26 protein-coding genes, 8 tRNA genes and 1 other annotated feature are annotated in these 23,987 nt (G+C 50.5%); of the genes, 21 read left to right on the top strand and 13 right to left on the bottom strand.

Annotated features, from left to right (window positions below; translation table 11 throughout):
• Positions 1-36 precede the first annotated feature (36 nt).
• From can to NOG12_RS05380, 10 genes are all read left to right on the top strand, one after another.
• The gene (gene can, locus NOG12_RS05425; RefSeq protein ID WP_110077117.1) at positions 37-669 is read left to right on the top strand and encodes a carbonate dehydratase; all 633 of its coding nucleotides are present in this window, start codon (positions 37-39) and stop codon (positions 667-669) included.
• 65 nt (positions 670-734) lie between these two features.
• Positions 735-2,006: a sensor domain-containing diguanylate cyclase gene (locus NOG12_RS05420; RefSeq protein ID WP_313932638.1), complete on the top strand. Its 1,272-nt coding sequence runs from the start codon at positions 735-737 to the stop codon at positions 2,004-2,006.
• Between the two features lie 136 nt (positions 2,007-2,142).
• A tRNA-Ala gene (locus tag NOG12_RS05415) sits at positions 2,143-2,218 on the top strand.
• A gap of 55 nt (positions 2,219-2,273) precedes the next feature.
• Positions 2,274-2,349, top strand: a tRNA-Glu gene (locus NOG12_RS05410).
• Positions 2,350-2,381: 32 nt separating this feature from the next.
• Positions 2,382-2,457: transfer RNA gene (locus NOG12_RS05405), tRNA-Glu, on the top strand.
• A 32-nt stretch (positions 2,458-2,489) separates the two neighbouring features.
• Positions 2,490-2,565, top strand: a tRNA-Glu gene (locus NOG12_RS05400).
• Between the two features lie 32 nt (positions 2,566-2,597).
• Positions 2,598-2,673: transfer RNA gene (locus NOG12_RS05395), tRNA-Asp, on the top strand.
• 26 nt (positions 2,674-2,699) lie between these two features.
• A tRNA-Glu gene (locus NOG12_RS05390) sits at positions 2,700-2,775 on the top strand.
• 26 nt (positions 2,776-2,801) lie between these two features.
• A tRNA-Glu gene (locus tag NOG12_RS05385) sits at positions 2,802-2,877 on the top strand.
• A gap of 32 nt (positions 2,878-2,909) precedes the next feature.
• Positions 2,910-2,985, top strand: a tRNA-Glu gene (locus NOG12_RS05380).
• 23 nt (positions 2,986-3,008) lie between these two features.
• Here the strand turns inward: NOG12_RS05380 and NOG12_RS05375 are convergent.
• Positions 3,009-3,578, bottom strand: coding sequence for an arylesterase (locus NOG12_RS05375; RefSeq protein ID WP_313932637.1), 570 nt, complete (start codon positions 3,576-3,578; stop codon positions 3,009-3,011).
• Positions 3,579-3,661: 83 nt separating this feature from the next.
• Between NOG12_RS05375 and NOG12_RS05370 the strand changes: the two genes are divergently transcribed.
• Positions 3,662-4,369 carry an ABC transporter ATP-binding protein gene (locus NOG12_RS05370; RefSeq protein WP_110076293.1) on the top strand — a complete coding sequence of 236 codons (708 nt, stop codon included), beginning with the start codon at positions 3,662-3,664 and terminating at the stop codon, positions 4,367-4,369.
• Positions 4,359-6,881 carry an ABC transporter permease gene (locus tag NOG12_RS05365; RefSeq protein ID WP_313932636.1) on the top strand — a complete coding sequence of 841 codons (2,523 nt, stop codon included), beginning with the start codon at positions 4,359-4,361 and terminating at the stop codon, positions 6,879-6,881. Before NOG12_RS05370 ends, NOG12_RS05365 begins: the two co-directional genes overlap by 11 nt.
• Here NOG12_RS05365 and NOG12_RS05360 read toward each other — a convergent pair.
• Genes NOG12_RS05360 through NOG12_RS05350 form a run of 3 tightly spaced genes read right to left on the bottom strand, consistent with a single transcriptional unit; the run spans position 6,873 to position 8,604 of the window.
• Positions 6,873-7,751 carry an alpha/beta hydrolase family protein gene (locus tag NOG12_RS05360; protein WP_313932635.1) on the bottom strand — a complete coding sequence of 293 codons (879 nt, stop codon included), beginning with the start codon at positions 7,749-7,751 and terminating at the stop codon, positions 6,873-6,875. The two genes, NOG12_RS05365 and NOG12_RS05360, sit on opposite strands and share 9 nt — an antisense overlap.
• Entirely contained in the window at positions 7,751-8,050 is a 300-nt protein-coding gene (locus NOG12_RS05355) for a YciI family protein (protein WP_313932634.1), read from the bottom strand. Before NOG12_RS05355 ends, NOG12_RS05360 begins: the two co-directional genes overlap by 1 nt.
• Complete coding sequence (locus NOG12_RS05350) at positions 8,050-8,604, bottom strand: inner membrane-spanning protein YciB (protein ID WP_153826656.1); 555 nt, start codon at positions 8,602-8,604, stop codon at positions 8,050-8,052. The genes NOG12_RS05355 and NOG12_RS05350 overlap by 1 nt, the downstream gene beginning before the upstream one ends.
• Before the next feature lie 151 nt (positions 8,605-8,755).
• Here NOG12_RS05350 and NOG12_RS05345 point away from each other — a divergent pair, with 151 nt between their 5' ends.
• Positions 8,756-9,673: a TIGR01777 family oxidoreductase gene (locus tag NOG12_RS05345; RefSeq protein ID WP_313932633.1), complete on the top strand. Its 918-nt coding sequence runs from the start codon at positions 8,756-8,758 to the stop codon at positions 9,671-9,673.
• Here NOG12_RS05345 and trpA read toward each other — a convergent pair.
• The 7 genes from trpA to smpB all read right to left on the bottom strand — a co-directional run bounded on the left by trpA (position 9,636) and on the right by smpB (position 17,071).
• A complete protein-coding gene (trpA, locus tag NOG12_RS05340) occupies positions 9,636-10,445 on the bottom strand; it encodes a tryptophan synthase subunit alpha (protein ID WP_313932632.1) in 810 nt (269 codons plus the stop codon). The two genes, NOG12_RS05345 and trpA, sit on opposite strands and share 38 nt — an antisense overlap.
• A 2-nt stretch (positions 10,446-10,447) precedes the next feature.
• Positions 10,448-11,662 (bottom strand): tryptophan synthase subunit beta, encoded by a 1,215-nt coding sequence (gene trpB / locus NOG12_RS05335; protein WP_110076299.1) that lies wholly within the window; start codon positions 11,660-11,662, stop codon positions 10,448-10,450.
• Positions 11,655-13,058: a bifunctional indole-3-glycerol-phosphate synthase TrpC/phosphoribosylanthranilate isomerase TrpF gene (gene trpCF / locus NOG12_RS05330; protein WP_313932631.1), complete on the bottom strand. Its 1,404-nt coding sequence runs from the start codon at positions 13,056-13,058 to the stop codon at positions 11,655-11,657. Before trpCF ends, trpB begins: the two co-directional genes overlap by 8 nt.
• Positions 13,045-14,055 carry an anthranilate phosphoribosyltransferase gene (trpD, locus tag NOG12_RS05325; RefSeq protein WP_313932630.1) on the bottom strand — a complete coding sequence of 337 codons (1,011 nt, stop codon included), beginning with the start codon at positions 14,053-14,055 and terminating at the stop codon, positions 13,045-13,047. The genes trpCF and trpD overlap by 14 nt, the downstream gene beginning before the upstream one ends.
• Entirely contained in the window at positions 14,043-14,696 is a 654-nt protein-coding gene (locus NOG12_RS05320) for an aminodeoxychorismate/anthranilate synthase component II (protein ID WP_313932629.1), read from the bottom strand. The genes trpD and NOG12_RS05320 overlap by 13 nt, the downstream gene beginning before the upstream one ends.
• Positions 14,693-16,312 carry an anthranilate synthase component 1 gene (locus NOG12_RS05315; protein WP_313932628.1) on the bottom strand — a complete coding sequence of 540 codons (1,620 nt, stop codon included), beginning with the start codon at positions 16,310-16,312 and terminating at the stop codon, positions 14,693-14,695. The genes NOG12_RS05320 and NOG12_RS05315 overlap by 4 nt, the downstream gene beginning before the upstream one ends.
• 63 nt (positions 16,313-16,375) lie before the next feature.
• Positions 16,376-16,478: a sequence feature (Trp leader region), on the bottom strand.
• A gap of 113 nt (positions 16,479-16,591) precedes the next feature.
• Positions 16,592-17,071 (bottom strand): SsrA-binding protein SmpB, encoded by a 480-nt coding sequence (gene smpB, locus NOG12_RS05310; RefSeq protein ID WP_110076302.1) that lies wholly within the window; start codon positions 17,069-17,071, stop codon positions 16,592-16,594.
• A 165-nt stretch (positions 17,072-17,236) separates the two neighbouring features.
• Here smpB and NOG12_RS05305 point away from each other — a divergent pair, with 165 nt between their 5' ends.
• Genes NOG12_RS05305 through sixA form a run of 3 tightly spaced genes read left to right on the top strand, consistent with a single transcriptional unit; the run spans position 17,237 to position 18,578 of the window.
• Positions 17,237-17,680 carry a type II toxin-antitoxin system RatA family toxin gene (locus NOG12_RS05305; RefSeq protein ID WP_313932627.1) on the top strand — a complete coding sequence of 148 codons (444 nt, stop codon included), beginning with the start codon at positions 17,237-17,239 and terminating at the stop codon, positions 17,678-17,680.
• 4 nt (positions 17,681-17,684) lie between these two features.
• A complete protein-coding gene (locus tag NOG12_RS05300) occupies positions 17,685-18,068 on the top strand; it encodes an RnfH family protein (RefSeq protein WP_110076357.1) in 384 nt (127 codons plus the stop codon).
• Positions 18,069-18,071: 3 nt separating this feature from the next.
• Positions 18,072-18,578, top strand: coding sequence for a phosphohistidine phosphatase SixA (gene sixA, locus NOG12_RS05295; protein ID WP_313932626.1), 507 nt, complete (start codon positions 18,072-18,074; stop codon positions 18,576-18,578).
• Here sixA and smrB read toward each other — a convergent pair.
• Entirely contained in the window at positions 18,538-19,101 is a 564-nt protein-coding gene (gene smrB / locus NOG12_RS05290; protein ID WP_313932625.1) for an endonuclease SmrB, read from the bottom strand. The two genes, sixA and smrB, sit on opposite strands and share 41 nt — an antisense overlap.
• A 164-nt stretch (positions 19,102-19,265) precedes the next feature.
• Here smrB and prmB point away from each other — a divergent pair, with 164 nt between their 5' ends.
• Genes prmB through NOG12_RS05270 form a run of 4 tightly spaced genes read left to right on the top strand, consistent with a single transcriptional unit; the run spans position 19,266 to position 23,031 of the window.
• Positions 19,266-20,138, top strand: a complete 873-nt coding sequence (gene prmB / locus NOG12_RS05285) for a 50S ribosomal protein L3 N(5)-glutamine methyltransferase (RefSeq protein ID WP_313932642.1) — start codon at positions 19,266-19,268, stop codon at positions 20,136-20,138.
• Positions 20,139-20,183: 45 nt separating this feature from the next.
• Positions 20,184-21,284, top strand: coding sequence for a chorismate synthase (gene aroC / locus NOG12_RS05280; RefSeq protein ID WP_313932624.1), 1,101 nt, complete (start codon positions 20,184-20,186; stop codon positions 21,282-21,284).
• Positions 21,285-21,297: 13 nt separating this feature from the next.
• Positions 21,298-21,870, top strand: coding sequence for an elongation factor P hydroxylase (locus NOG12_RS05275; protein ID WP_418055298.1), 573 nt, complete (start codon positions 21,298-21,300; stop codon positions 21,868-21,870).
• 18 nt (positions 21,871-21,888) lie between these two features.
• A complete protein-coding gene (locus NOG12_RS05270; protein ID WP_313932623.1) occupies positions 21,889-23,031 on the top strand; it encodes an ATP-NAD kinase family protein in 1,143 nt (380 codons plus the stop codon).
• A 6-nt stretch (positions 23,032-23,037) separates the two neighbouring features.
• Here NOG12_RS05270 and NOG12_RS05265 read toward each other — a convergent pair whose 3' ends face one another.
• Positions 23,038-23,358 (bottom strand): 2Fe-2S iron-sulfur cluster-binding protein, encoded by a 321-nt coding sequence (locus NOG12_RS05265; protein ID WP_110076309.1) that lies wholly within the window; start codon positions 23,356-23,358, stop codon positions 23,038-23,040.
• Between the two features lie 129 nt (positions 23,359-23,487).
• On the opposite strand from NOG12_RS05265, the gene gpt reads away from it, so the two are divergent.
• Positions 23,488-23,973 (top strand): xanthine phosphoribosyltransferase, encoded by a 486-nt coding sequence (gene gpt, locus NOG12_RS05260; RefSeq protein WP_110076310.1) that lies wholly within the window; start codon positions 23,488-23,490, stop codon positions 23,971-23,973.
• Positions 23,974-23,987 lie beyond the last annotated feature (14 nt).

The following is a 23,987-nucleotide window of genomic DNA, read 5'->3' as shown; positions in this document are numbered from 1 at the left end:
CGGCGCCTTTTTTTCACCAAATATAAGGATACTTTTATGCTTAAGATTCGTCAGCTGCTGGCTAACAATGCCGCTTGGGCTGAACGCATGTTAAAAGCTAACCCGGACTTTTTTAACCAACTCGTGGCCCAGCAATCGCCAGAATACCTCTGGATAGGCTGTTCGGACAGCCGAGTGCCGGCTAATCAGGTGGTAGGGATGGCGCCGGGTGAATTATTTGTGCACCGTAACGTGGCTAATCAGGTGATTCAAACGGATTTTAACTGCTTATCGGTGGTGCAATATGCCGTTGAAACCTTACAAGTAAAGCATATTTTAGTGGTGGGTCACTACGGCTGTGGCGGGGTTAAAGCTGCCACCGAAAGTTGTAGCCATGGTTTGGTTGATCATTGGTTGTTTGGTATCAAGGATATTTACCGCGAATATCATCAGGAGCTTGAAGCCATCGGTGATAGCCGGGCGCGGTTAGACCGTCTGTGTGAGCTGAACGTCATCGAGCAGGTTCGCAACCTTGCTAAAACCACCATCATTCAACAAGCTTGGGATAGAGGCCAAGAGCTAGCTATTCATGGCTGGGTGTATAGTATTGAAGATGGTTTAGTGCGAGATATGGAAGTTACGGTCCGCGACCGAGCATCGTTAGAGCGTATTTATCATTTTAATGAGTAACTATTAACGAAGAACTATTAACGAAGAACTATTAACCAAGAACCTAGAAGTTCAGGGAGTTGTGTATGGCTGAGTCCAAAGCAGTACTAGCAGCATCAGCAGCAATAAACAGAGGGCATAGCTTTGCCGAAGAGCTGCGTCGTCATTTGCAAGCCGTGCAAGCCGCGAAGCAACAGGATCTCGCCAAGTTAACGGCAACCTCGCCAAGCACCGCAGAGCAAGAACCCGTCATGCAGCAGTTAGGTGATGAACTTGAACAGCTAGGGTATTGGCTGACTGCGCGTTTTACTGAGCTGGTGCGTTTGCTTGAGATCTCTGCTGAATTAAATAAAGCACTGATACTTGAAGATATTTTGGCGCGTATTTATACCTTTTTCAAAGATGTTATTCCCTACGATCGCATTGGTTGTGCGCTGATTGAGGATGATGGTGAGCAGGTTACGGCCTATTGGGCTAAATTCACCTACGAGAATACGCCGCAGATTACCCCAGGCTATTCGGCACCTTTAGCTGGTTCTAGTTTGCAAACCATTATCGATACGGGTAAGCCACGTATTATTAATGACTTAGAAGAGTACTTGGCCGAGCATCCTGAATCAGAATCAACCCGTAAAATAGTCGCCGAGGGCATTCGCTCCAGTTTAACTTGTCCGCTCATCGCCGATGGCCGGCCGGTGGGTTTCCTGTTTTTCTCGAGCACCGAAGCCTACACCTACGATGGTTTGCATCAAGATGTTTTCTTGTACTTAGCTAACCAAGTAGCTCATTTAATTGAAAAAAGTCGCTTGTACCAGCAAATCATGGATCTTAATAAACGCTTAGTGGCTGCTAATCAGCAGTTACAAGATAAGTCCGCACGAGATGCCTTAACCGGAATCTATAATCGTGGAGCCATCATGGAATTCATGCAGCAGCAACTTGGCCAAAGTTCGCGAGGCTCACTGGCTATTTTGATGCTGGATATCGATTTCTTTAAGAAAGTTAATGATACCTACGGCCATTTAGCGGGTGACTTAGTGCTGCGTACCGTGGCTAACACCATTGCCCAATGTATTCGTCCTAACGATCGTATCGGCCGTTATGGCGGCGAAGAATTTGTTGCTGTGCTTACGGATATCACCGAGGCGCAAGCCGCGCACATAGCTGAACGCATTCGTAGTAAGGTCGCTGCGCTCGAGATCCACGCGGATGAGCAACTGATTAAGGTGACTATCAGTAGCGGTGGGGTATGGTTAGCGCCGACCACCAACATGCAACTGAGTGCGGCTTTAGCTACCGCAGATAAACGTTTGTACGCGGCCAAGCGAGCAGGGCGTGATCAGGTGTGTTTTAGTTAATAGTGCTGGTGAATTGCGCGAACTGGCTTATTTTTCAGCAAACAATTCGCTTTTCTAAAAAAAAGGTTGACGCTGGTGCGCAAATTACCCTAGAATTCGCCCCGCTGTCAGGGTACTACAGCAAGCCACAAAATGTGGGGCTATAGCTCAGCTGGGAGAGCGCTTGCATGGCATGCAAGAGGTCAGCGGTTCGATCCCGCTTAGCTCCACCAACTTTTGTGTTAAGCTTAGTACAAGTGAAAACCTGATAGAGATTTGTTCTGGTGCGTCCCCTTCGTCTAGAGGCCTAGGACACCGCCCTTTCACGGCGGTAACAGGGGTTCGACTCCCCTAGGGGACGCCAATAACAGAATAAATCAGCTGCATTAGAACAGCGTCCCCTTCGTCTAGAGGCCTAGGACCCCGCCCTTTCACGGCGGTAACAGGGGTTCGAATCCCCTAGGGGACGCCAATAACAGAATAAATCAGCTGCATTAGAACAGCGTCCCCTTCGTCTAGAGGCCTAGGACACCGCCCTTTCACGGCGGTAACAGGGGTTCGACTCCCCTAGGGGACGCCAATAACAGAATAAATCAGCTGCATTAGAACAGCGTCCCCTGCGTCTAGAGGCCTAGGACACCGCCCTGTCACGGCGGTAACAGGGGTTCGACTCCCCTAGGGGACGCCAATTCTAACGTAGCAAGCAAGTCCGGGGTCCCCTTCGTCTCGAGGCCTAGGACACCGCCCGTTCACGGCGGTAACAGGGGTTCGAATCCCCTAGGGGACGCCAATTCTAACGTAGCAAGCAAGTCCGGGGTCCCCTTCGTCTAGAGGCCTAGGACACCGCCCTTTCACGGCGGTAACAGGGGTTCGAATCCCCTAGGGGACGCCAATATCAGAAGATATCAGCTGCATTAGAACAGCGTCCCCTTCGTCTAGAGGCCGAGGACACCGCCCTTTCACGGCGGTAACAGGGGTTCGAATCCCCTAGGGGACGCCATTTGTTTTTCCTTTCCTAATGCTTTATTCCTTACCCTCAGTCTTAGCTATCGTCACTTGCTCTAACAAAGCTAGCAAATGCGGTTCCATAATATCTGCAATCATCGGCTGTGCCGCACGGTTAGGGTGAATGCCATCGCCTTGCATCAGACTATCGTCACCAATAATTTGCTCCATAAAAAACGGCACTAAGGTTATTTGATGCTGCTCGGCTAGCTGTGGAAAAACCTCAGCAAACATCTCGCTGTAACGTGGGCCATAATTAGGTGGTATCCGCACTTGGCTTAAGGCCACCACAATACCCTGCTGCTGCAGGCGTGCAATAATCTGGGTTAAATTGTCACTAATTGTGTTTGGGGTAAAGCCACGCAGGCCATCGTTACCGCCTAATTCAACAAACACCACCGTAGGCTGATGCCGCTCAATGACGCCATCTAAACGATTCAGTGCACCTTGGGTGGTATCCCCGCTAATACTGGCGTTGACTAGGGTGATCTGAGGCTGCGATTGCTGCCAGCGCTGCTGTAAAATGCCCACCCAAGATTCACTTTGCGCCATCCCATAGCCGGCACTTAAACTGTCCCCTAAAACCACAAGTGAGACATTTGCCGAAACTGGACGTATAACAATAAATAATGCGAGTATTAGTACAAATTTTATAAGGAAGTTTTTCATAGATGCTTATTCAAACCACTCAATTAGAAAAAGAAGTCACCACCAGTGACGGTATTTTACACATTTTGCAGCCAATTAACTTAGAAATTGCCGCAGGTGAGACCGTTGCTATTGTGGGTGCGTCCGGCTCCGGTAAATCCACCTTGCTATCTTTGCTCGCGGGTTTAGACCTCGCAAGTAAGGGCGATGTTCTTATAGATAACGTAAAATTGAGCGATTTGGATGAAGAGCAGCGGGCAAAACTGCGGGCCGACAAGGTTGGTTTTATCTTTCAATCGTTTCTATTGATTCCAAGCTTAACTGCCTTGGAAAACGTGATGTTACCAGCAGAACTAGCAGGAGCTAAGAATGCCCAGCAGCAAGCGCAAGAGCTGCTACGTAAAGTAGGCTTAGCCGATCGCCTCAATCATTATCCTAACCAATTATCTGGTGGTGAACAGCAACGGGTCGCCATTGCGCGCGCGTTTGTGGGAACCCCCAAAATACTTTTTGCCGACGAGCCAACCGGCAACCTAGATAGTGTGACCGGGCAAAAAGTAGAAGATCTGTTGTTTGAAATGAATCAAGAGTCAGGCACCACGTTGGTGATGGTCACTCATGATAATGAGTTAGCCCAACGCTGCCAGCGAGTGTTGACCATGACGGCCGGTAGCCTAGTGCAAACCAAACCAGCAGCAACGCAGCAAGAGGGTGCGACTGATGTGGCATAAAATCAGCTGGCGACTGTTAAAGCAAGAGCTTAAGCGCGGTGAGCTGACCATCATGGCAGCTGCGATTGTGCTGTCGGTAACGGCGGTGTTGGCACTGTCGGTGTTTACTGAGCGCTTGCAAGCCGGATTAATGGCCCGTAGCGCAGAGTTTTTAGCGGCCGATCGGGTGTTAAGTTCACGCCGCGATATCCCACAAGAATGGATTACCAAAGCCGAGCAAGACGGCTTACGTACCGCTGAACGAGTGGTCTTTAATTCGATGGCTTTTGCCGGTGAGCAACTGGCCTTGGTGGATATCAAAGCGGTTGGTGATGGCTATCCCTTGCGGGGCGAATTGCGCGTTGCTGAGCAACCGTACGGTGCTGAACAAGTGGCACAAGGGTTGCCACAGAGTGGCGAAGCTTGGGTCGCCGCAGCGCTGTTTCAAGAACTTGAGCTGGCGATTGGCGATACCATTGAGGTGGGCCGCAGCCAGTTTGTAGTGAGCAAAGTGTTAACCTACGAGCCAGATGTCGGCTTTTCGGTGTTTACCGATAGCCCCAATGTGCTAATTCGTTATCAAGATCTGGCCGCAACTGAGCTTATTCAACCGGGCTCACGGGTGCGCTACAACCAGCTGTTTGCTGGTACTTTAGAGCAGTTAGAGCAATACGAAGCTTGGCTAACCCCACAGCTGAACGAAGATACTCATAACTGGCGTAGCATTGAAGATGGTGATTCGCCTTTGGCGCGCAGTCTGCAGCGGGCCGAGCGGTTTATGCTGTTGGCTAGTTTGCTGGGCGTGGTCTTAGCAGCAACAGCGGTTGCCGTTGCTGCACAGCGTTATTGTCAACGTAACTACGACGTGGTGGCTATCTTTAAAACCTTAGGGGCGAATAAGCGCATCATTCAGCGTATTTTTGTGCTGCACTTGCTGTTGCTTACCTTCATCAGTATCACCCTTGGCTTGGTGTTAGGCTGGCTGATCCAAAGCCAAGTGATTTATTGGGTGAGTCAGCAACTGGGCACAGCATTACCGCAATCGGGTTGGCAGCCGTTTGCCCTAGCTGCGGCAACCGGCCTCGTTAGTGCCGTGATGTTTACCCTGTATCCGCTATTGCGCTTGATTAGCATCCCGCCGTTACGAGTGCTAAATCGTGACCTTACTGGCAACAATGCCGGGCGCTGGCTGCATTGGTTAGCTTCAGGGGGCACCATTTATGCGCTCTTGTTGATTTACAGCCAACAATGGCTGCTCTCGAGTGCGCTCTTTGTTGGTGGTGCCGTAGCCGCGATCATTCTACTCACCGTAAGCCGCTTGTTTATTCGGGTAAGCCGGCAAGCGGGGATGCAAGCGGGTAGTTCTTGGCGCCTAGCAATGGCAGGGTTACAGCGGCGAGCTCAAGCAAACAGCGTACAAATGCTGAGTTTTTCTACCGCCATCATGTTGTTGTTATTGGTGTTAGCCTTGCGAAACGAGCTGCTAGCCGATTGGCAAGCGCAGCTGCCAGACGATGCACCTAATTACTTTGTGATCAACGTGGCCCGAGACGATGTGCAAAACCTGCAACAGCGATTTGCTGAACGGGAGATCGTTGCCAACGACATGTATCCGATTGTGCCGGGCCGGATGACGGCAGTAAATGGGGTACCGGTACGCGATGAAGTTACCAAAGAAGAAGATGGCGATGCGGCTGATACTGCGACCAATAACGCAGAACAACGCGAGGGCTTTGGCCGCGAGTTACAGCTCACATGGCGTGACACGTTGCCACCTAATAATACCTTGGTAGCGGGGCAATGGTGGGGTGACGATGCGCAGCCGCAGGTTTCGATCGAAACTGGCGTCGCCGATAGAATGAACCTGCAAGTTGGTGATGAGCTGGAATTTAACATTGGCGGTAGCGTCTTTACCGTGCCGGTCACCAGCATTCGTGAGGTTAACTGGGGTAGCTTGCAACCCAATTTCTTTATGATCTTTAACACTGCTACTTTGACGGACTTTCCTGCAACCTTTATCTCGAGTTTTTATCTGGAGCCTGAGCGTAAGTCAGAATTGTATGAGTTGTTTAGACCTTTCCCGCAAGTCTCACTCATTGACCTAGATGCCATCATTGGCCAATTGCGCGAAGTGATTGACCAAGTCAGTCTAGCTATCGCCTTTGTCTTGGTGGTGGTGATTATTGCTGGGATTTTAGTGCTGTTAGCGCAGGTACAGGCAAGCTTAGAAGAGCGCGAGAAAGAGCTGGTGATTCTACGCACCTTGGGGGCGTCTGCGAAGTTATTGCGGCAAAGCGTCACCTACGAGTTTGTTATCCTTGGGGCGATTAGTGGGCTAATAGCGACGCTGGCGATGGAGCTCGCACTGTGGATATTGCAAACGCAGGTATTCGATATGCAAGCCAGTATTCATTGGCGCTTCTGGTTGATTGGTCCCGTGGCCGGCGCGGTGGTCGTTGGATGGATGGGGCGTTTAGCCTGTGGCCGACTGATCAAACGTAACACGGCTCAGTTAATCCGCCGCTTAGCGTAAGCTATGGGCGGTTAACGCAGCTTGGATGGGCTCGCCAAATAGACGTGGCCACAACGCTTGTTGTGGCTGCTGAAAAATAGCGAAGTGGCCCAAGCGCTCCACCTCAAATTGGTGAGGGTGGTAGAGAATGCGTTGTTGCGGTGCTTGCCGATAAAAATCGTGCAAATGGTTCACTCGGCTGGGGGCGATCATTTCATCATCGCTAACGGCCAGCGATGTGATAGGAGTGCTGACGTTAGCGTAACTCTGATACAGATCTTCAGCCCCCACCAAGTAATCAGGATGCAAGCACCAGCGCCGCCATTGCTGCATAGCAGCGGCTGGAACATCACCAATGATGCCTAATTTTCGGCCCGGGAAATACCCCACCAGTGGCACTGCTAGTGGCGTCACTAGGCCCCACAGCAGCATGGATTTCCATTTAAAACTGCCGCTCATGGCGCGCCAGTAGCCGCTACCGGTATTGACGCTGATCATATGATGAATCACTTGATGGTTAGGGATCATGCCAAATAACTGGCCACTGATGCTATGCCCCAACCAAAGCTTAGGGTAAGTCGAGAATTCACTGTCGAGATAGCGAACTACGGCTGCGGCATCAAGTTCCGCCCATTCTGAAATGCTACTGTGCAACTGCTGCAGTGGCTGCGGGGTAGAAGCACCAATGCCGAAGTAATCAAAACTCAGCACATGGTAGCCTTGCGCAGCTAACCAAGTACAAAACGGCTGGTAGAACCTTTGTGGTACCGCCATCGCCGGGGCCATCACGATAACCGCCTGTGCCATCGTGCTACTTGGATACCAGTGCGCTTGGATAAAGCGATTGGGCGCAGCTTGCAGTTGCAGCGGCTGCGCAGCTATGGATACCATTAGGGCAGTACTTTCAGATAAGGTTTGACGGTTACCTGCTGGTACACGCCGGCGGCAAGATAAGGATCAGCCTGCGCCCAAGCTTCGGCAGCAGCTAAATCATCAAATTCAGCCACCACCATAGAGCCGGTAAAACCAGCGTCACCAGGGTCAGCACTAGCAATCGCAGGACAGGGCCCAGCCACTAACAGACGGCCCTCTTGTTGTAATTGATGCAACCGTTCTATATGCGCTGGGCGTGTGGCTTTGCGCGCTGCCAGCGAGTTTGGCTTATCTTCAGCCCAAATAACAAACCACATTAGTCAATTTCCTTAGTGTCTTTTTCTCGGTCGGTATGATGTTTAAACATGTAAGCGCCAGAGCCAATACTAAACACCAGGGTAGCGCCCAAAATGCCAAATACCTTAAAGTTAACCCATGCATCTAAGCTCATGGTTTCAATAATATAAAGATTAATTACAGCTAAGCTTAAACTAAAGACAACCCAAGCATAGGTTAATCGTATCCAAGCAAAATGCGGCAATTGAATTTCGCTACCGAGCATGGCCTGTAACGGACTGCGTTTGTTCCACCAAGTACCAATCAGTAAAAACAGGGCAATAGCAATATAAATCACGGTGACTTTGATCTTTACAAACCAGTCATCGTTTAAGAATAAAGTAACACCACCAAACAATAACACCGCCCACATCACAATCCAGTGACGGGTGGTTACCGGTTCGCGTAGCAATTTCATGATCACCACTTGGAGTAGGGTGGCTACCATGAGCGCGGCAGTTGCAAGAAAAATGTCGCCCAATAAGTAAGCGATGAAAAAAATAACAATGGGCAGGTATTCAAGTACTAACAACATGGGTGATTTCCAACGAGACAATTAGCTGAAGTGTGCCAGAAAAGTTTGGTAAGCACCAGATTCTGTCGCTACACTTGAGACCAGTTGCAGTTTGGTTACGTGCTGGGATACCAGAGCAATAACAGTAAGATAACCTAGGGTGAGTAACACGATGATGAAAATTCTAATCACTGGCGGTACCGGCTTAATTGGTTCTGCGCTGATTCCGCAGCTTACAGAAAAGTATCATGTCACCCTGTTAACGCGGCAGCCGCAGCGTGCCATCGAGCGGTTTGGTAAGCAAGTACAGGCCTTAAAAAGCTTGGCTGAAGTGAGCGACATCAGCGATTTCTATGCTGTCATTAACTTACAAGGCGAAGGCATTGCCGATAAGCGCTGGACCGCCAAACAGAAACTACGCCTAGAGCAAAGTCGTTGGGCTGTTACGCGGCAATTATCGGAGCGGATGTTAGCCGCAGCTAATCCGCCGCAAGTATTTATCAGCGGCTCGGCCATTGGCTATTATGGTGCGCAGGGGCGTACCCCCGTCACCGAAGCAACTAAGGTGCAAGCAGATGATTTTGCGCATCATCTTTGTGCCGAGTGGGAGCAACTGGCGTTAGCGGCGGACTCAGATAAAACGCGCGTCTGTGTGCTGCGTACGGGCGTCGTGCTGGCCCCCGCCGGTGGTGCCTTACGGAAAATGTTGCCGCCTTATTTGTTAGGCTTGGGCGGTCCTCTTGGCCACGGCCAACAAGGCTTTTCTTGGATTCATCTTGATGACATGGTGGGCATTATTTTGCATCTACTGGAAACTGCCGACTGTCGTGGCATCTATAACGCCACTGCGCCAACTCCAGTAAGCCAACAAGAGTTTAGTGCTGCGATAGCCAAAACCTTGCGTAAATCACATTTTATGCGGGTGCCAAGCTGGGTACTGAAACTCGCCTTAGGTGAGCTGTCGGAGATGTTATTAACCGGCCAGTTCGTGCTGCCTGAGCGCCTGCAACAGGCCGGTTATCAGTTTCGGTATACGACGGTCGAGCCAGCCCTTAAGGCTTGTTTGTTGCCGCCTTCATCTGACGACTAAAGTCGCGTAACTGGGTGAGCATCAGCTCAGAATCAGCCAGGTTTTGTTCGATGATTTGCACCACGGCGGAGCCGCTAATGGCACCGGCAGCACCTGCAGCTAACGCCGCTTGCACATGCTCGGGTTTAGCAATCCCAAAGCCCAGTAACGGTGGTGCACTGTGGGCTTGCTGCAGGGCCTCGATGACTGCCGTGGTAGGGGTTTGCATGGAGGTTTCAGCCCCAGTAACACCGGCTCTGCTGAGTAAATACACGTAGCCTTCGCTAAGCGCAGCAATGCGTTGTAGCTGGGTGGCGGTGCCATCTGACGGAGCAATAAAAATAGGCGCGATGCCATAGTGTTTAGCTACCGCAGCAAACCGCTCGCCTTCACGGCTTGGCACATCAGCAATCAACACCGAATCTACGCCTGCGTCAGCACAGCGCTGATAAAAGCTAGCTGCACCGTTGCTTTCTACGAGGTTGGCGTACACCAACAATCCTATTGGTAAGTTAGGGTACAGCGCCCGTATTTTTGCCAATAGCGCAAAACACTGTTGCACGCTAACGTTGCTTTGCAGGGCGCGGATATTAGCACGCTGAATGGTGGGGCCATCAGCGACTGGGTCGGAGAAAGGGAGCCCTAACTCAAGGGCATCGGCACCCCCTTCTACGAGGGCCTGGATCAGTGCAAAAGATTGCTCAAGGTTAGGATCGCCGAGGGTCACAAAGGGCACAAAAGCACCTTGCTGGCGCTCAGCTAAATCAGCAAACATGGCTTGATAGCGACTCATGATTATTCTCCTTGAGCGGTAGCTGCAAAAATGCGACGAACGTGATCGATGTCTTTATCACCGCGGCCTGAAAGGTTAATCAGCAACAGTTCTGGAGCATCGGGTTCAGCTGCACGTTTCAGCGCATAAGCGAGCGCATGGGCTGACTCTAGTGCAGGAATAATTCCTTCTTTTTCTGCCAGCAACTTAAAGGCTTCCAGCGCTTCATCGTCGGTTACCGATTCATACCGCGCCCGGCCAATACTTTTTAGATAAGCATGTTGTGGGCCTACGCCAGGATAATCAAGCCCAGCGGAGACCGAATAACTTTCTTCGATTTGGCCTTCGTCGGTTTGCATAATAAAGCTGCGACAACCGTGCAAGATGCCGGGCGCTCCGGCAGCTAAAGTGGCACCATGATGATGAGTATCAATTCCTTTGCCGGCTGGTTCGACTCCTACTAGGGCCACGCCCGGTTCATCAATAAACTCAGCGAACATACCGATAGCGTTAGAGCCACCGCCCACACAGGCAATGACTTCATCAGGTAGGCGACCGGCTTGGGCAATCATTTGTGCCTTGGCTTCGGCGCCAATCATGCGATGAAATTCACGCACAATGGTTGGGAACGGGTGTGGGCCAGCGGCGGTGCCTAAAAGGTAGTGGGTAGTTTGGTAACTGGCCGTCCAGTCGCGCATAGCTTCGTTTACGGCGTCTTTGAGGGTGCCACTACCGCTATCTACAGCCACTACTTTGGCGCCCATCAGTTCCATTCTGAACACATTAGGCTGCTGCCGAGCTACGTCTTTAGCACCCATGTAAATAATACATTCTAGCCCTAACAGAGCGCAGGCGAGGGCGGTGGCGGTACCATGTTGGCCGGCGCCGGTTTCGGCAATAATACGAGTTTTGCCCATGCGCTTGGCGAGCAGAGCTTGGCCAAGTACTTGGTTGGTTTTATGGGCGCCGCCATGCAATAGGTCTTCTCGTTTTAAATAGATTTTGCAGCCATTAGGCGATGTTAGCGGCAGATTGCGGCACAAAGATAAAGGCGTAGGACGACCCAAGTAGTTCTTGAGGAGGTCACTAAATTCCGCTTGAAAAGCCGGATCTTGTTGTGCTTCTAAAAAGGCTTGCTCTAGCTGATCTAACGCCGGCAATAAAATCTCGGGGACAAATTGCCCCCCAAAATCACCAAAATAAGGCGACAAAGTTTCCGCTGAGGTACGACTAGTCATGAGTGACTCCTTGCTGAATACGACCATAACCCCGTAATTGGGTCATGACTTGATTAATAAGGGCAGGGTCTTTGTGTGCTTTATAGAGTTCAACCCCAGAGTTAATATCACAGCGCGCTAGCCCAGTGGCTAAGGCAGCGCTTACATTGCTTGCGTTCAGCCCCCCAGCTATCATGCACTGCTGGCGCTGAGCCGGTGTTAAGTGAGCTAATAACGACCAATCAAAAGGTTCGCCGCTACCACCGTATCTGTTATCTAGTAAAAACGTATCTACTTCTAAATCAGGCAGTAACAAGGGTTCGTCTACCGCAACCGCCTTCCAGATCTGCACGTTGCGCGGAATCGCCTTGCGTAATTGGCTAATGTAATCAAAGTCTTCTTGGCCATGCAGCTGAACTGCATGTAAGTTCAGCTGCTGGGTAAGCTCAGCCACCTCGTGCAGCGGTTGGTCGGCAAATACGCCCACGTAGGCAAGCAATGGAGCTGCTGCAATCACGGCTTGCGCCTGAGCTAAATCAACACAACGAGGCGAGTGCTTCACGAAGATCAAGCCACCAAATGCGGCTCCAGCGGCATGGGCACAGAGGCTATCTTCGGGGCGCTGCAAACCACAGATTTTGTGTTCGCCGTAAACTAATTCACGGCAGGCTTGGTCGACATTCGCTTGTGCCGCCAATGCACTGCCCACTAAGAAGCCATCCACCACACCAGCTGCTGCTCGCACTTGTTGATTCGTATGATAACCAGACTCGGCGACCACCAATACGCCTGGAGGAATCTGCTGGCTCAGTTCCAAACTGGTGTCAGTATCAATCTTTAAGGTGTGCAAATCACGGTTATTGATCCCAATAATCTTCGCTTTTAAGTTAATTGCCCGCGTTAATTCAGCTTGGTTGGCGACCTCGGTGAGCACATCCAACTGATATTTGGCGGCCAGCTCAGCCAAAACTTGGTACTGCTGATCGTCTAAAATCGACAGCATCAACAAAATCGCATCAGCACCAAAATATCGGGCTAGCAACACTTGCAAAGGATCAATAATGAAATCTTTGCATAGTACGGGTTTATCAACGGCTTGGCTGACCGCGGCCAAATAAGCATAACTACCTTGAAAATAGTTCGGCTCAGTTAACACCGAGATAGCGTCCGCATAACGAGCGTAAGTTTGGGCCAAGCTGACGGGATTAAAATCAGGTCGAATCAACCCCTTGCTGGGCGATGCGCGCTTACATTCTAAAATAAAACTGGATCGCGGTTGCGCTAAAGCGGCAGCCAAACTGCGGCTACTGGGCTGCAATTGCGCTTGCAGTTGCTCGGCCTGATAGTGCTGGCTTAATTGCTCGAGTTCAGCTCGGCGGCTAGCCACGATTTCTTGCAGCACACTAGGAATACTCACGATTAAACTCCTGTAGCTTGTGTAAATGGGCAAGGGCTTTGCCGCTAGCTAAATGCTCGAGTGCCGCTGCACAGCCGGCGGCGATGGTTTCAGTTACGCCGCTGAGGTAGAGCATCCCGGCTACGGCTACGGCTACTGCGTCAAGCTGAGCTTGGCTAGCTTGGCCTTGCAACACACGTTGCAGCAATTGGGCGTTGAAGTCGGCATCGCCACCGCGTAAGGCACTGATTGGGGCCGTTTGTACGCCTAATTGTTGGGGCGTAAGTTGATACTCAGTGAGTTCGCCATCGCGCAACTCCACCACATGGGTGTTGGCATGAATTGCTATCTCATCTAAGCCTGAACCATGCACCACCATAGCTCGTTTACAGCCTAACATACGCAAGGTTTCTGCCATCGGTTTACACCAACTAGGATCATAAACGCCGAGCAACTGGGCATCGGGTTGGGCTGGATTCACCAGCGGCCCAAGAAGGTTAAACAAGGTACGAGTTTTTAAAGTTTGTCGGCTCGGCATGGCATAGCGAATACCAGGGTGATAGTGGGGCGCAAACAAGAAACAAAAATTAAAGCGATCCAGCTGTGCCGCTGCCACTTCAGGATCTTGGGTAACGGATAAACCCAAACTTTCTAGCACATCAGCAGAACCAGAGCGTGACGACACGCTGCGGTTTCCATGTTTGGCTACGGTCAGGCCCATGCTTGCGGCTACTAGGGCGGCAGTGGTAGAAATGTTCATGGTGTTACTGCCATCACCGCCGGTACCACAGCTATCTATCACCACTCGCTGGGGGCGTTGAAAAGGCTTGGCAGCGCGCCGCAGCGCTTGCGCAGCACCTGCCATTTCGCTGGGTTGCTCACCGCGCATTTTCATCGCCACTAAGGCTGCGGTGATTTGAATATCGTTCAGCTCACCTTTTACTAAGTGGTCGAACAGCCGCTCGGCAGCATCGACGGATAAAGCTTTACCGGCCATTAAATCGGTTATTGCTTGCATGGTAGACTCCCGTATTGAGCAAATAAATACGCCACACTCTGCGCCAGTAAACGAGTTCCGTGACTAGTTAAAATAGATTCTGGGTGAAATTGAAAACCCAAGGCATAGTAATCCTTAAAGTAGGCTGCCATCGGAATAGCACCGGTGGTGGCAAGCACCGCAATACTTTGCGGTAACTTAAAGCCACACAAGGAGTGATATCTAGCCACTCCTAAAGGACTTTCTAAGCCATCAAAAATAGGATGAGATTGGCAATCAATCAGCGCCTTTTTGCCATGTACCGTTTCACCGCAGCGGTCAATCTCACCGCCAGCTGCGTGAATTAGGGCTTGAAAGCCAAGGCAAATACCCAGCATCGGATACTGCCCACGACAGGCTTCAATCACCTCTAGCAGATGGCCTGCTTGGGCTGGATGGCCCGGGCCCGGCGACAAACACAGCAATTGTCGCCCGGGGTAATCAGCTAGGGCTGCAATGAATTGCTCTAGGGGCACATTATTACGATAAATCATCAGGGGATAACCTAATTGCCGCAGTTCATCCACCAAGTTGTAGGTAAAAGAATCAAAGTTATCTAATAACACGATTCTATCTGGGGCCGAGTTAGCGGCATCAGTGTTGATGTTCATGTTCGCACTCATAAAGAACCTCCGCTGCCAAAACCTTGTTGGTTGGCCTGTTGAATCGCTTCTAATACAGCTCGGGCTTTACCTTCGGTTTCATTCACTTCGGCGAGGGGCTGTGAGTCATGAACCACACCGGCCCCAGCTTGTACCACGGCATAACCTTGGCTAACAAAAGCAGAGCGAATAACAATACAAGTATCCATGTCGCCATTGCCGGATAGGTAGCCCACGGCACCGCCATAGCTGCCGCGGCGCTGCTGTTCTACTTGACGGATAATGGTGGCGGCATTGATTTTTGGCGCACCCACTAAGGTTCCCATATTCATACAGGCACGGTAGGCATGCAGCGCATCAAGATCATCAGCCAACTGCGCCACCACCCGTGAGACCAAGTGCATCACGTGGGAATAACGATCCACCTGCAATAGGTTAGCCACGTAACGGGTGCCAGGCTTAGCAATACGAGCTAAGTCGTTGCGGGCTAAATCAACCAGCATCATGTGCTCGGCGAGTTCTTTTTGATCCAGCCGCAACTCTAGCTCGAGGCGACTATCTAAATCTGCCGCGATGCTGCCATCAGCATGCTTGCCTCGGGGGCGGGTACCAGCGATTGGATACAGCTCAACTTGGTTGGTAGCTGCGGTATATTTAAGTGCTGATTCTGGCGAAGCGCCGAATAATTCAAATTCTGGGGTGCGTAAAAAGAACATGTAAGGCGAGGGGTTAGCCGCTTTTAGCTGCTGATAGGCAGCTAAACTATCGCGACACTCAATGCGAAACTGTCTTGAAGGCACCACCTGAAAAATATCCCCCGCCAAGATCCGTTCTTGCATCTGTTGCACTATCTGCATAAAAACGTCACGGCTAGGCTCTGCTTGCACTTCAGCAGTGCTGGCAGCAGGGGCTGGGGCGGTTGGTTTGACTGGGCTAGGAAGCTGACACAGGGCCGCTACCCGACCGGCTTGATGAGCCAACTGCTGATAATATTCAGCACTGTTCGGGCCGCTTAGCAAACCTGCAATGAGTTCCGTGGTTTGACTCTGATGATCAATCACCAACAGGGTTTCTGCGAGATAAAACTGATAGTCCGGACAGCTGTTGGCCGCCATCGGCACCTCGGGTAATTGCTCAAAACTCGCCACGTAGTCGTAACCAAACACGCCACCGATGAAAATGGCGAGTGGATGGGCATCACCGGCTTGCTGCAATTGTTGCTGGACGATTCGCAGTGGCTCAATATTAGAAACGGCACGTAAGCGCGAGTCTTCATCGCTGGTGCTATCCAGCTCAGCGAATAAGCATACCAACTGGGTGAGTTGGCCTTGCGCATTGCGCTCGGTGGTTAAGCTGCACAAAGGTGTCAGTTGTTCTTCTAACCAAGGTAAGAGCGACTCGCCGTTAGCCGTGAGTGCGGTGATGGTGACTTGATTGCCAGCGCAGGTAAATTGCACCGAAGCGCTTACCATCAGCAAACTTTTGAGGTGCTGGCGCGATTGAATTTCAGCAGAATCAAGCAACAACGAATGCGGCTGATCGGCGCACACGCGCTGATACACAGCAAGCGTATCCGCTTGATAGGGTAGCTTGATGCGCAAACTACTGAGGGTTCCAAAAGATTCGATAATGTTCACAAAGACCTACTTGTTAGCTAAGTTGTATAACTTTTTGTATGGTTTTTAGTTTGATTTTCAGCCACAAAAAAACCCGCTCCAGGAGCGGGTTTTTTGAATCTAACTACGTGAGAGACACGCACAGACACACCACCCGCTATATCGGGAGATGCCACCACCAGTTGAATGCTTGAACTGCGATTGGGTTTGTCATGTGTTTGCCTTACGCTTTTTTTTACTGTGTAACTATTTGACAGTGTTAACTTGTATACAGGAACTTACCTTGAATTAGATCACATGTCAACGCACATTATGTTTCATGATACGTGCTTTTTGACGCTGCCAATCACGTTCTTTAATGGTGTCGCGTTTGTCGTGTGATTTTTTACCCTTAGCTAGGTAAATCTCTAACTTCACTAAATGCCGCTTCCAATACATGGCGGTTGCCACAATGGAGTAGCCATCACGCTCGCTAGCGCCAATCAATTTATCTAACTCGCGTTTTTTCAACAGTAGTTTGCGGGTGCGCTCTGGGTCGCATACCACGTGGGTTGAAGCTGAAATCAGCGGTTGGATCTGGGCGCCTAATAAATAGGCCTCACCATTTTTGATGATCACGTAAGTATCGGCAATGTTCACCTTACCTTCGCGGATGCTTTTGATTTCCCAGCCTTGCAAGGCGATACCTGCCTCAAACTTATCTTCGAGGAAGTATTCGTGACGGGCCTTTTTGTTCAGGGCTATAGTGCCTGAATTGACTTGTTTTTTAGCTTTGCTCATGTCAGTTATTATACCCATGCCTTGGTAAAATCATACGTTTTTATTGTCTTGTCGAAGGAATCAACAATTGTCATTGGGGAGATGATTCATGGCTTAAATTGCGCTATCATGCGCAGCATTTTACAGCTGTAACGCTTAGGCGTAAATCAGAGGATAAGAAAACCTATGCCAACAATCGAACGCAGCGCATTAGTGCCGTATAGTGACGAACAAATGTATGCGTTAGTCGACGACATTGATAGTTATCCGCAATTTGTGCCGGGTTGTCGAGCTGCGGCTATTTTAGAGCAATCTGCCGAGATGAAAGTGGCACGTCTAGAAATCAGCAAAGCGGGTATCAGTAAGTCTTTTACCACGCGCAACAGCCTGCATCCGTTTAGCCAAATCGGGATGGAACTGGTTGATGGTCCGTTTGAGTATTTGCGCGGTGGTTGGAGCTTTCATCGGTTAGATGAAAACGCCTGTAAAATAGTATTACGGTTAGAATTTGAATTTGCTAATCGCTTGTTAGGTATGGCCTTTGGCAAAATTTTCAATGAGCTACAAAGCCGCATGGTGGACGCCTTTGTACAGCGTGCGCAACAAGTGTATGGAGTGAATCGTGGCTGAAGCAATGCAATCGGCAGCAGCAGCGGCTGAACCTGTGCAGCCTGAACTTATACAAATAGAAGTGGCTTACGCGACTCCGGCTCAGCAACAAATTGTCAAGCTTAGAGTGGCGGCGGAAACCCCAGTTCAGCAAGCCATTGAACAGTCGGGTATCCTGCAATACTTTCCTGAGATAGATCTTAGTCAGCAAAAAGTGGGTATTTGGAGTAAGGCGGTTAAATTAGACCAGCAGGTGCGCGATGGCGACCGCATCGAAATTTATCGACCCCTCATCGCAGATCCGAAAGCCGTGCGCCGTCGCCGCGCTGATCAAGCGAAAGATGAAGGGCGTGCCGATCCTGTTACTGGCGGGCGTAAGCGCGAACGTGCGGCAACTGAGAGCGAATAAAGCGTGACAATAACCTTATATTTGATGCGTCATGGTGATGCGGTACCAGCTCAAGCCTTGCAAGCGGATGCCATTCGTCCGCTCAGCCCGTTGGGCGAAGAAGAAGTGCTAGCGGCAGCTACTTGGCTGCAGCAGTACCTTGCTGAACAAGGCCAGTCAGGCCTAGATTGGCTGCTGGTGAGTCCTTATATTCGGGCCCAACAAACCGCCACCATAGTAGCGCAGACAACCACCGCCAAAGTACGTGACATCAGTCATGACATTACTCCAGCTGGTGATGCCGATATGTTCGCGGAGTGGTTGTGGGTTAAGTTAGCGGCCATGGCAAGCACTTCGGCTCAGGTGATGGTGGTGTCTCACATGCCCTTTATCAGTTATTTGGTGGCGGCCCTGGATCAAGCCACACCGCCACTCATTTTCCCAACTGCTGGCATAGCAGAGCTGCAGGTGGATATTGCCAAACGCAAGATCAGCTTTGTGCGGATGATTGCGGCAACTCCAGCAGAATAAGCAGTGCAGCATCGCCACCCCATTGCTTTGGTGCTTGGTGAAAGGCCTTGACGGCAGGGTGCTGAACCAACCAATGGGGCAGGTTTTCTTTTAAAATACCTTGGCCATGGCCACTCATAATGGCACAGCAGTCTATCTGCTGTTTTTGGCATGCGTATAACAAGGCAGCAATTTCCTGTTTGGCTACAGCTTGGGTTAAGCCATGCAAATCAAGAAACAGTTCCGGCGCAAAATCTCCCCGCCGTAATTGCTTTAACACATGGCTAGCTGTGCCCGGTGCCAGATAGCGTATGGCTCCTTCAGCAAAGTGCGCGCGATAGGTATCAGAGAAAAAGAATTCCGCCTGTTGTTGCTTCGTTTGCTGTGCCGCAGAAAGTTCCGGGCGCCGCCTACGTAACCGTTTAGGCGTAACGCTAGCAGGCTGATGCGAATCATCCACAATACGTTTATCCACCTTCACTAAATCAGCAAAAGATGAAGTCTCGGCAAGGTCAGGTGCTGGCTTGTTTGGGTCTTTAGTCATGCGGTTTAGGTTCAGCTTATGTTCGGCTTCTGTTCGGCATAGGTTCGGTCATAGGTTCCGCATAGGTTAGTGCGAAATGAGCAAGTTTAGGGTATCTTATAGCCTATTGGGGAACAACCAACAATTATCTGGAGAATGGATTGAGCGCATTTACTACAACGACCATGTTAGACGCTTTGCGTTGGGCTGTGTCTGCGATGCAGCAGGCCGATGTTTATTTTGGTCATGGCACCGATAACGCCCACAGTGAAGCTCAACTCATGTTGGCTCATGTCACGCATTTACAATTTCAACAGCTCAATGGCTTTTTATCCGCTCATCTGACAGCTGCAGAATGGCAGCAGTTCAGTGACCTGGTCAACGAGCGAATCAGCACCCGTAAGCCAGCGGCCTACTTGGTAGGGCAGGCATGGTTTGCGGGGCTTCCCTTTGTGGTTGACGAGCGGGTGCTGGTGCCACGTTCACCGATTGCTGAGCTGATTGAACAGCAATTTGCAACTTGGTTGACGCAACCACCTCAACGCATCTTAGATTTATGTACCGGCAGTGGCTGTATTGCCATCGCTTGTGCCTATGCCTTTGCAGACGCTGAAGTAGACGCGCTGGATATTTCATTAGAGGCATTGGCGGTAGCGGAAGAAAATATTGCCATGCATGAGCTAGAGCAACGGGTGTTTCCGATCCAATCCAATTTATACGATGCTATTCCTAAGCAGCGCTATGATCTTATCGTGACCAATCCGCCTTATGTGGATGCGGACGATATGGAAGACCTCCCCGAGGAGTTTCATCATGAGCCAGAGCTTGGTTTAGCGGCAGGTGAAGATGGCCTCGATTTAGTTCGCACGATTTTACGTGAAGCGCCAGACCACCTAACCGAGCAAGGTCTGCTGGTATGTGAGGTGGGCAACTCTTGGGTGGCATTAGCCCAAGAATTTCCTGAAGTGCCATTTGAGTGGATTGAATTTGAACGCGGTGGCGATGGGGTCTTTGTGCTGCGCTACGCCGATTTAGTGGCTTGTCGCGATCTTTTTTAGTACTACCTAGCATAAATAACAGAAGCATTCGGTAATAGAGGATTTATGGCTGCTAATACTTGGGGCGAATTATTTCGAGTCACCACCTTTGGTGAAAGCCATGGGCCCGCAATTGGTGCGATTATTGATGGCTGTCCGCCAGGATTAGCCCTTAGCGAAGCCGATATTCAGCCTTTTTTGGATAAACGTCGGCCTGGCCAAAGTCGTTATACCACCGCGCGTCGAGAAGCTGATCAGGTGCAAATTCTATCAGGGGTGTTTGAGGGGCGAACCACAGGTACGCCCATCGGATTACTGATTCATAATACCGATCAGCGTAGCCAAGATTATGGCTCTATTAAAGACCAATTTCGGCCCGGCCACGCAGATTATACCTATGCGCACAAATACGGTGAGCGTGATTATCGCGGTGGCGGTCGTTCGTCCGCGCGTGAAACTGCTATGCGCGTTGCAGCTGGTGCCGTGGCGCAACTTTATTTGGCCCAGCGGTTAGGGATCACGTTCCGAGCAGCGGTAACCCAAATAGGCCCTCACCATGCCGACCCAACGGCGGCCAGTTTCGATTGGCAGCGGGTGCCCAACAGCCCCTTGTTCTGTGGTGATAGCGATTGTGAAGCCGCTGCCGCTGAGTACCTCAAACAATTACTGAAAGAGGGCGATTCGGTTGGGGCGCGGGTTAGATTAGAAGTACTAGGCGTTCCGGTAGGCTTAGGTGAGCCCGTGTTTGATCGCTTGGATGCTGATTTAGCCAAGGCATTGATGAGTATTAATGCCGTAAAAGCGGTCAGTATTGGTGATGGCTTTGCTGTGGCAGCACAACGCGGCAGTGAACACCGCGATGCGTTAACCCCCGCGGGCTTTAGCAGCAATCATGCGGGCGGTGTGCTAGGTGGCATTGCAACCGGTCAACCCTTGATTGCCGACGTAGCTTTTAAGCCAACCTCGAGTATTACCCAACCGGGTAGCACCATAGATAAAAACGGCAACGCTTGTGAGATAGTCACTCGTGGTCGCCACGACCCTTGCGTTGGTATTCGCGGGGTGCCAGTGGTTGAAGCAATGGCCGCCTTGGTGATCATGGACCATTGGTTACGCCATCGTGCTCAAAATGCTGATGTAAAACATAGTTTACCAACGATCGGTTGAGCATGAGTGGTAGATGATGACACTAGCACAAAGGGCCAACGAGCCCGATTATCTGGCACTTATTGACGTCTTTGAAGCGTGTTTTTTTGACAGCTATCGAACCCGTTTGGTAGCAGGTACCGACGAACCATATTATCAGCCAGGCGCGGACGGTGAGCCGCATCAAATCGTGTTCGCTCATGGTTTCTTTAGTTCGGCACTGCACGAGATAGCGCATTGGTGCATTGCCGGTGAAGCCCGTCGCCAGCAATTTGATTACGGCTATTGGTACGAACCCGATGGTCGCACCCCAGAGCAGCAGCGCTTGTTTGAGCAAGTCGAAGTAAAACCGCAAGCCATTGAATGGCTGTTCTGTGTCTGCTCGGGGCGTAAATTTCAGGTGAGTGTGGATAATTTAAACGCACTCGAAAGCGGCGCTGAGATAGACCGCAATGCTTTTACCGAGAACGTTCGGGCTCAGTTTAATGCCTACGTGGCAAACGGCTGGCCGCAGCGAGCTGCACAGTTTGCGGCCGCCCTTGCTAACCATTATGGCCAACCTTGGCCGGTTCAAGCTCAGCCTGCAGTGGTTGCTAAGCATAACTAAGGAGACCTGTTGTAACTCATGACCTCAAGTAATGTGATTCGTATTGGCTTGATTATCAATCCACTGGCAGGTTTAGGCGGCAGTGTCGCACTCAAAGGCAGTGATGGTGCTGCAACCGCCGCGCAAGCATTGGCCTTAGGGGCTCAGCCACAAGCCCAGCACCGTACCATGCAGGCATTGAAGCAATTAGGAGCTTGGTCTGAGCAAGTGCAATTCTATTGTGGTAGTGACGAACTCGGCGAACAGGTTTTGCAGCAACTGGGCTTGCCTCATCAAGTGGTTTACCACCCGAGTACGCAGCCTTCTACTGCCGCTGATACGCAAGCTATGGCACGTATGTTTGCGACTGAACAGCCGGTAGATTTGTTGTTGTTTGCCGGAGGCGATGGCACGGCTCGCGATATTTGTGCAGTGTATCCAGATGATCGCCCGGTGTTAGGAATTCCTGCAGGAGTAAAAATTCACTCCGGTGTGTATGCTATTAGCCCAGCTGCCGCAGGTAAAGTTCTACAGAAACTGGTGAGTGGTGAGTTAACGTCGGTAACCCGCGCCGATGTCATGGATATTGATGAAGAAGCCTTTCGCGCTGGTACGGTGCGAGCCAAGCGTTACGGCGAAATGATGGTGCCAGCTGAGTTACAATACATCCAAGCGGTAAAAATGGGCGGTAAAGAAAGCGACGAATTGGTGCTTGCTGATATTGCTGCTGATGTCATTGAGAGCATGGAAGATGACACCCTCTACATTATGGGCTCAGGCTCCACTGTAGCCGCAGTGATGGAAGAGTTAGGATTAGCAAATACCTTGCTCGGCGTGGATGTGATTGCTGCTGGTCAATTGTTAGCACAAGATGTGACCGCCAAACAGTTAGAAGCGCTCGTCACCGCGCATGCTGGGCCGGTGAAGCTAGTCATTACCGTTATTGGTGGACAAGGGCATATTTTGGGTCGTGGTAATCAGCAACTTAGCCCAGCTGTGATTCGTCACGTGGGGGTTGAGAATATGATTGTGGTGGCAACTAAGCGCAAATTGCAGCAACTAAACGGCCGCCCGCTGTTGGTAGATACGGGCGACCCGGAGTTAGATCAAGAGTTAACGGGCTTGCAAACCGTCACCTGCGGCTATCATGACCAAGTGTTGGTACGTATCGCCGGGGTTTAATCGTAATTAATACTGAGATTTAGGTAATCTTACAACCAAGCCATCGAGTTCTTCGGTGATTTTAATCTGACAGCTTAAGCGGCTATGTTCGTTAGGCTCGATGGCCATATCTAGCATATCTTCTTCTCGCTCTGATGGCGGTGGAATAAGTGCTTGCCACTGTGGATCTATGTAACAATGGCAAGTTGCGCAGCTCATCACGCCGCCACACTCACCAAGAATTCCATCAATCATATTATCCACAGCACCTTGCATGAGGTTTTCGCCCACCGCAATATCTGCATCAAATTGGTTCTCTTGTGCATCAATAAAAATAACACGAGGCATAAAACAAGTGACTCCATAAACTTAAAAAATAGCTGCTAATGAGCGCAAGGTTACCATAGTTTTAGGTAGCTTGCGGACAGAAATCCGCTAAAATGGGCGCTATATTTTGCAAATAAAGGGATAAAAACGATGGTCGGCCACACTAATAGAGAATTTTTTGTATCGTGGGAAGAACTCCACCGTGCCACTAAAGAACTAGCCAGACGCCAGTTACCGGCAGAGCAGTGGCAAGGCATCATTGCAGTGTCTAGAGGTGGCTTAGTGCCAGCGGCTATTCTGGCGCGCGAGCTGAATATCCGTGTGGTAGATTCAGTTTGTGTTAGCTCGTACGATCATACCAGTCAACGCAGCGACATTAGTTTGCTCAAAGATGTGAACGCCACCACGGATGGCGAGGGCTTTCTTGTCATCGATGACTTAGTAGATACCGGCAATACCCTGAAGTTCTTACGAACGCGCTTTCCGAAAGCGAAATTTATCACCGTTTATGCAAAGCCGGCGGGTATGGATTTAGTCGATGACTTTGTGGCAAAACTTGAACAAGAAACCTGGATTCATTTTCCGTGGGATATGCATTTACATTACGTTGAACCGCTGGCCGGCAAAGAAAGTTAGACGCACAATAGCAT

This window comes from Pseudidiomarina fusca (genome assembly GCF_032227045.1).
GTDB lineage: Bacteria > Pseudomonadota > Gammaproteobacteria > Enterobacterales > Alteromonadaceae > Pseudidiomarina > Pseudidiomarina fusca.
The sequence above is the reverse complement of the archived record's forward strand: the minus strand, read 5'-3'. Positions and strand labels throughout refer to the sequence as shown.

Bases quoted from the DNA above. Each gene is read 5' to 3' on its own strand.
- can (WP_110077117.1), top strand. From the start codon at position 37: ATGCTTAAGATTCGTCAGCTGCTGGCTAACAATGCCGCTTGGGCTGAA.
- NOG12_RS05420 (WP_313932638.1), top strand. From the start codon at position 735: ATGGCTGAGTCCAAAGCAGTACTAGCAGCATCAGCAGCAATAAACAGA.
- NOG12_RS05370 (WP_110076293.1), top strand. From the start codon at position 3,662: ATGCTTATTCAAACCACTCAATTAGAAAAAGAAGTCACCACCAGTGAC.
- NOG12_RS05365 (WP_313932636.1), top strand. From the start codon at position 4,359: ATGTGGCATAAAATCAGCTGGCGACTGTTAAAGCAAGAGCTTAAGCGC.
- NOG12_RS05360 (WP_313932635.1), bottom strand. From the start codon at position 7,751: ATGGTATCCATAGCTGCGCAGCCGCTGCAACTGCAAGCTGCGCCCAAT.
- NOG12_RS05355 (WP_313932634.1), bottom strand. From the start codon at position 8,050: ATGTGGTTTGTTATTTGGGCTGAAGATAAGCCAAACTCGCTGGCAGCG.
- NOG12_RS05350 (WP_153826656.1), bottom strand. From the start codon at position 8,604: ATGTTGTTAGTACTTGAATACCTGCCCATTGTTATTTTTTTCATCGCT.
- NOG12_RS05345 (WP_313932633.1), top strand. From the start codon at position 8,756: ATGATGAAAATTCTAATCACTGGCGGTACCGGCTTAATTGGTTCTGCG.
- trpA (WP_313932632.1), bottom strand. From the start codon at position 10,445: ATGAGTCGCTATCAAGCCATGTTTGCTGATTTAGCTGAGCGCCAGCAA.
- trpB (WP_110076299.1), bottom strand. From the start codon at position 11,662: ATGACTAGTCGTACCTCAGCGGAAACTTTGTCGCCTTATTTTGGTGAT.
- trpD (WP_313932630.1), bottom strand. From the start codon at position 14,055: ATGCAAGCAATAACCGATTTAATGGCCGGTAAAGCTTTATCCGTCGAT.
- NOG12_RS05320 (WP_313932629.1), bottom strand. From the start codon at position 14,696: ATGAGTGCGAACATGAACATCAACACTGATGCCGCTAACTCGGCCCCA.
- smpB (WP_110076302.1), bottom strand. From the start codon at position 17,071: ATGAGCAAAGCTAAAAAACAAGTCAATTCAGGCACTATAGCCCTGAAC.
- NOG12_RS05305 (WP_313932627.1), top strand. From the start codon at position 17,237: ATGCCAACAATCGAACGCAGCGCATTAGTGCCGTATAGTGACGAACAA.
- NOG12_RS05300 (WP_110076357.1), top strand. From the start codon at position 17,685: ATGCAATCGGCAGCAGCAGCGGCTGAACCTGTGCAGCCTGAACTTATA.
- smrB (WP_313932625.1), bottom strand. From the start codon at position 19,101: ATGACTAAAGACCCAAACAAGCCAGCACCTGACCTTGCCGAGACTTCA.
- prmB (WP_313932642.1), top strand. From the start codon at position 19,266: ATGTTAGACGCTTTGCGTTGGGCTGTGTCTGCGATGCAGCAGGCCGAT.
- aroC (WP_313932624.1), top strand. From the start codon at position 20,184: ATGGCTGCTAATACTTGGGGCGAATTATTTCGAGTCACCACCTTTGGT.
- NOG12_RS05275 (WP_418055298.1), top strand. From the start codon at position 21,298: ATGATGACACTAGCACAAAGGGCCAACGAGCCCGATTATCTGGCACTT.
- NOG12_RS05270 (WP_313932623.1), top strand. From the start codon at position 21,889: ATGACCTCAAGTAATGTGATTCGTATTGGCTTGATTATCAATCCACTG.
- NOG12_RS05265 (WP_110076309.1), bottom strand. From the start codon at position 23,358: ATGCCTCGTGTTATTTTTATTGATGCACAAGAGAACCAATTTGATGCA.
- gpt (WP_110076310.1), top strand. From the start codon at position 23,488: ATGGTCGGCCACACTAATAGAGAATTTTTTGTATCGTGGGAAGAACTC.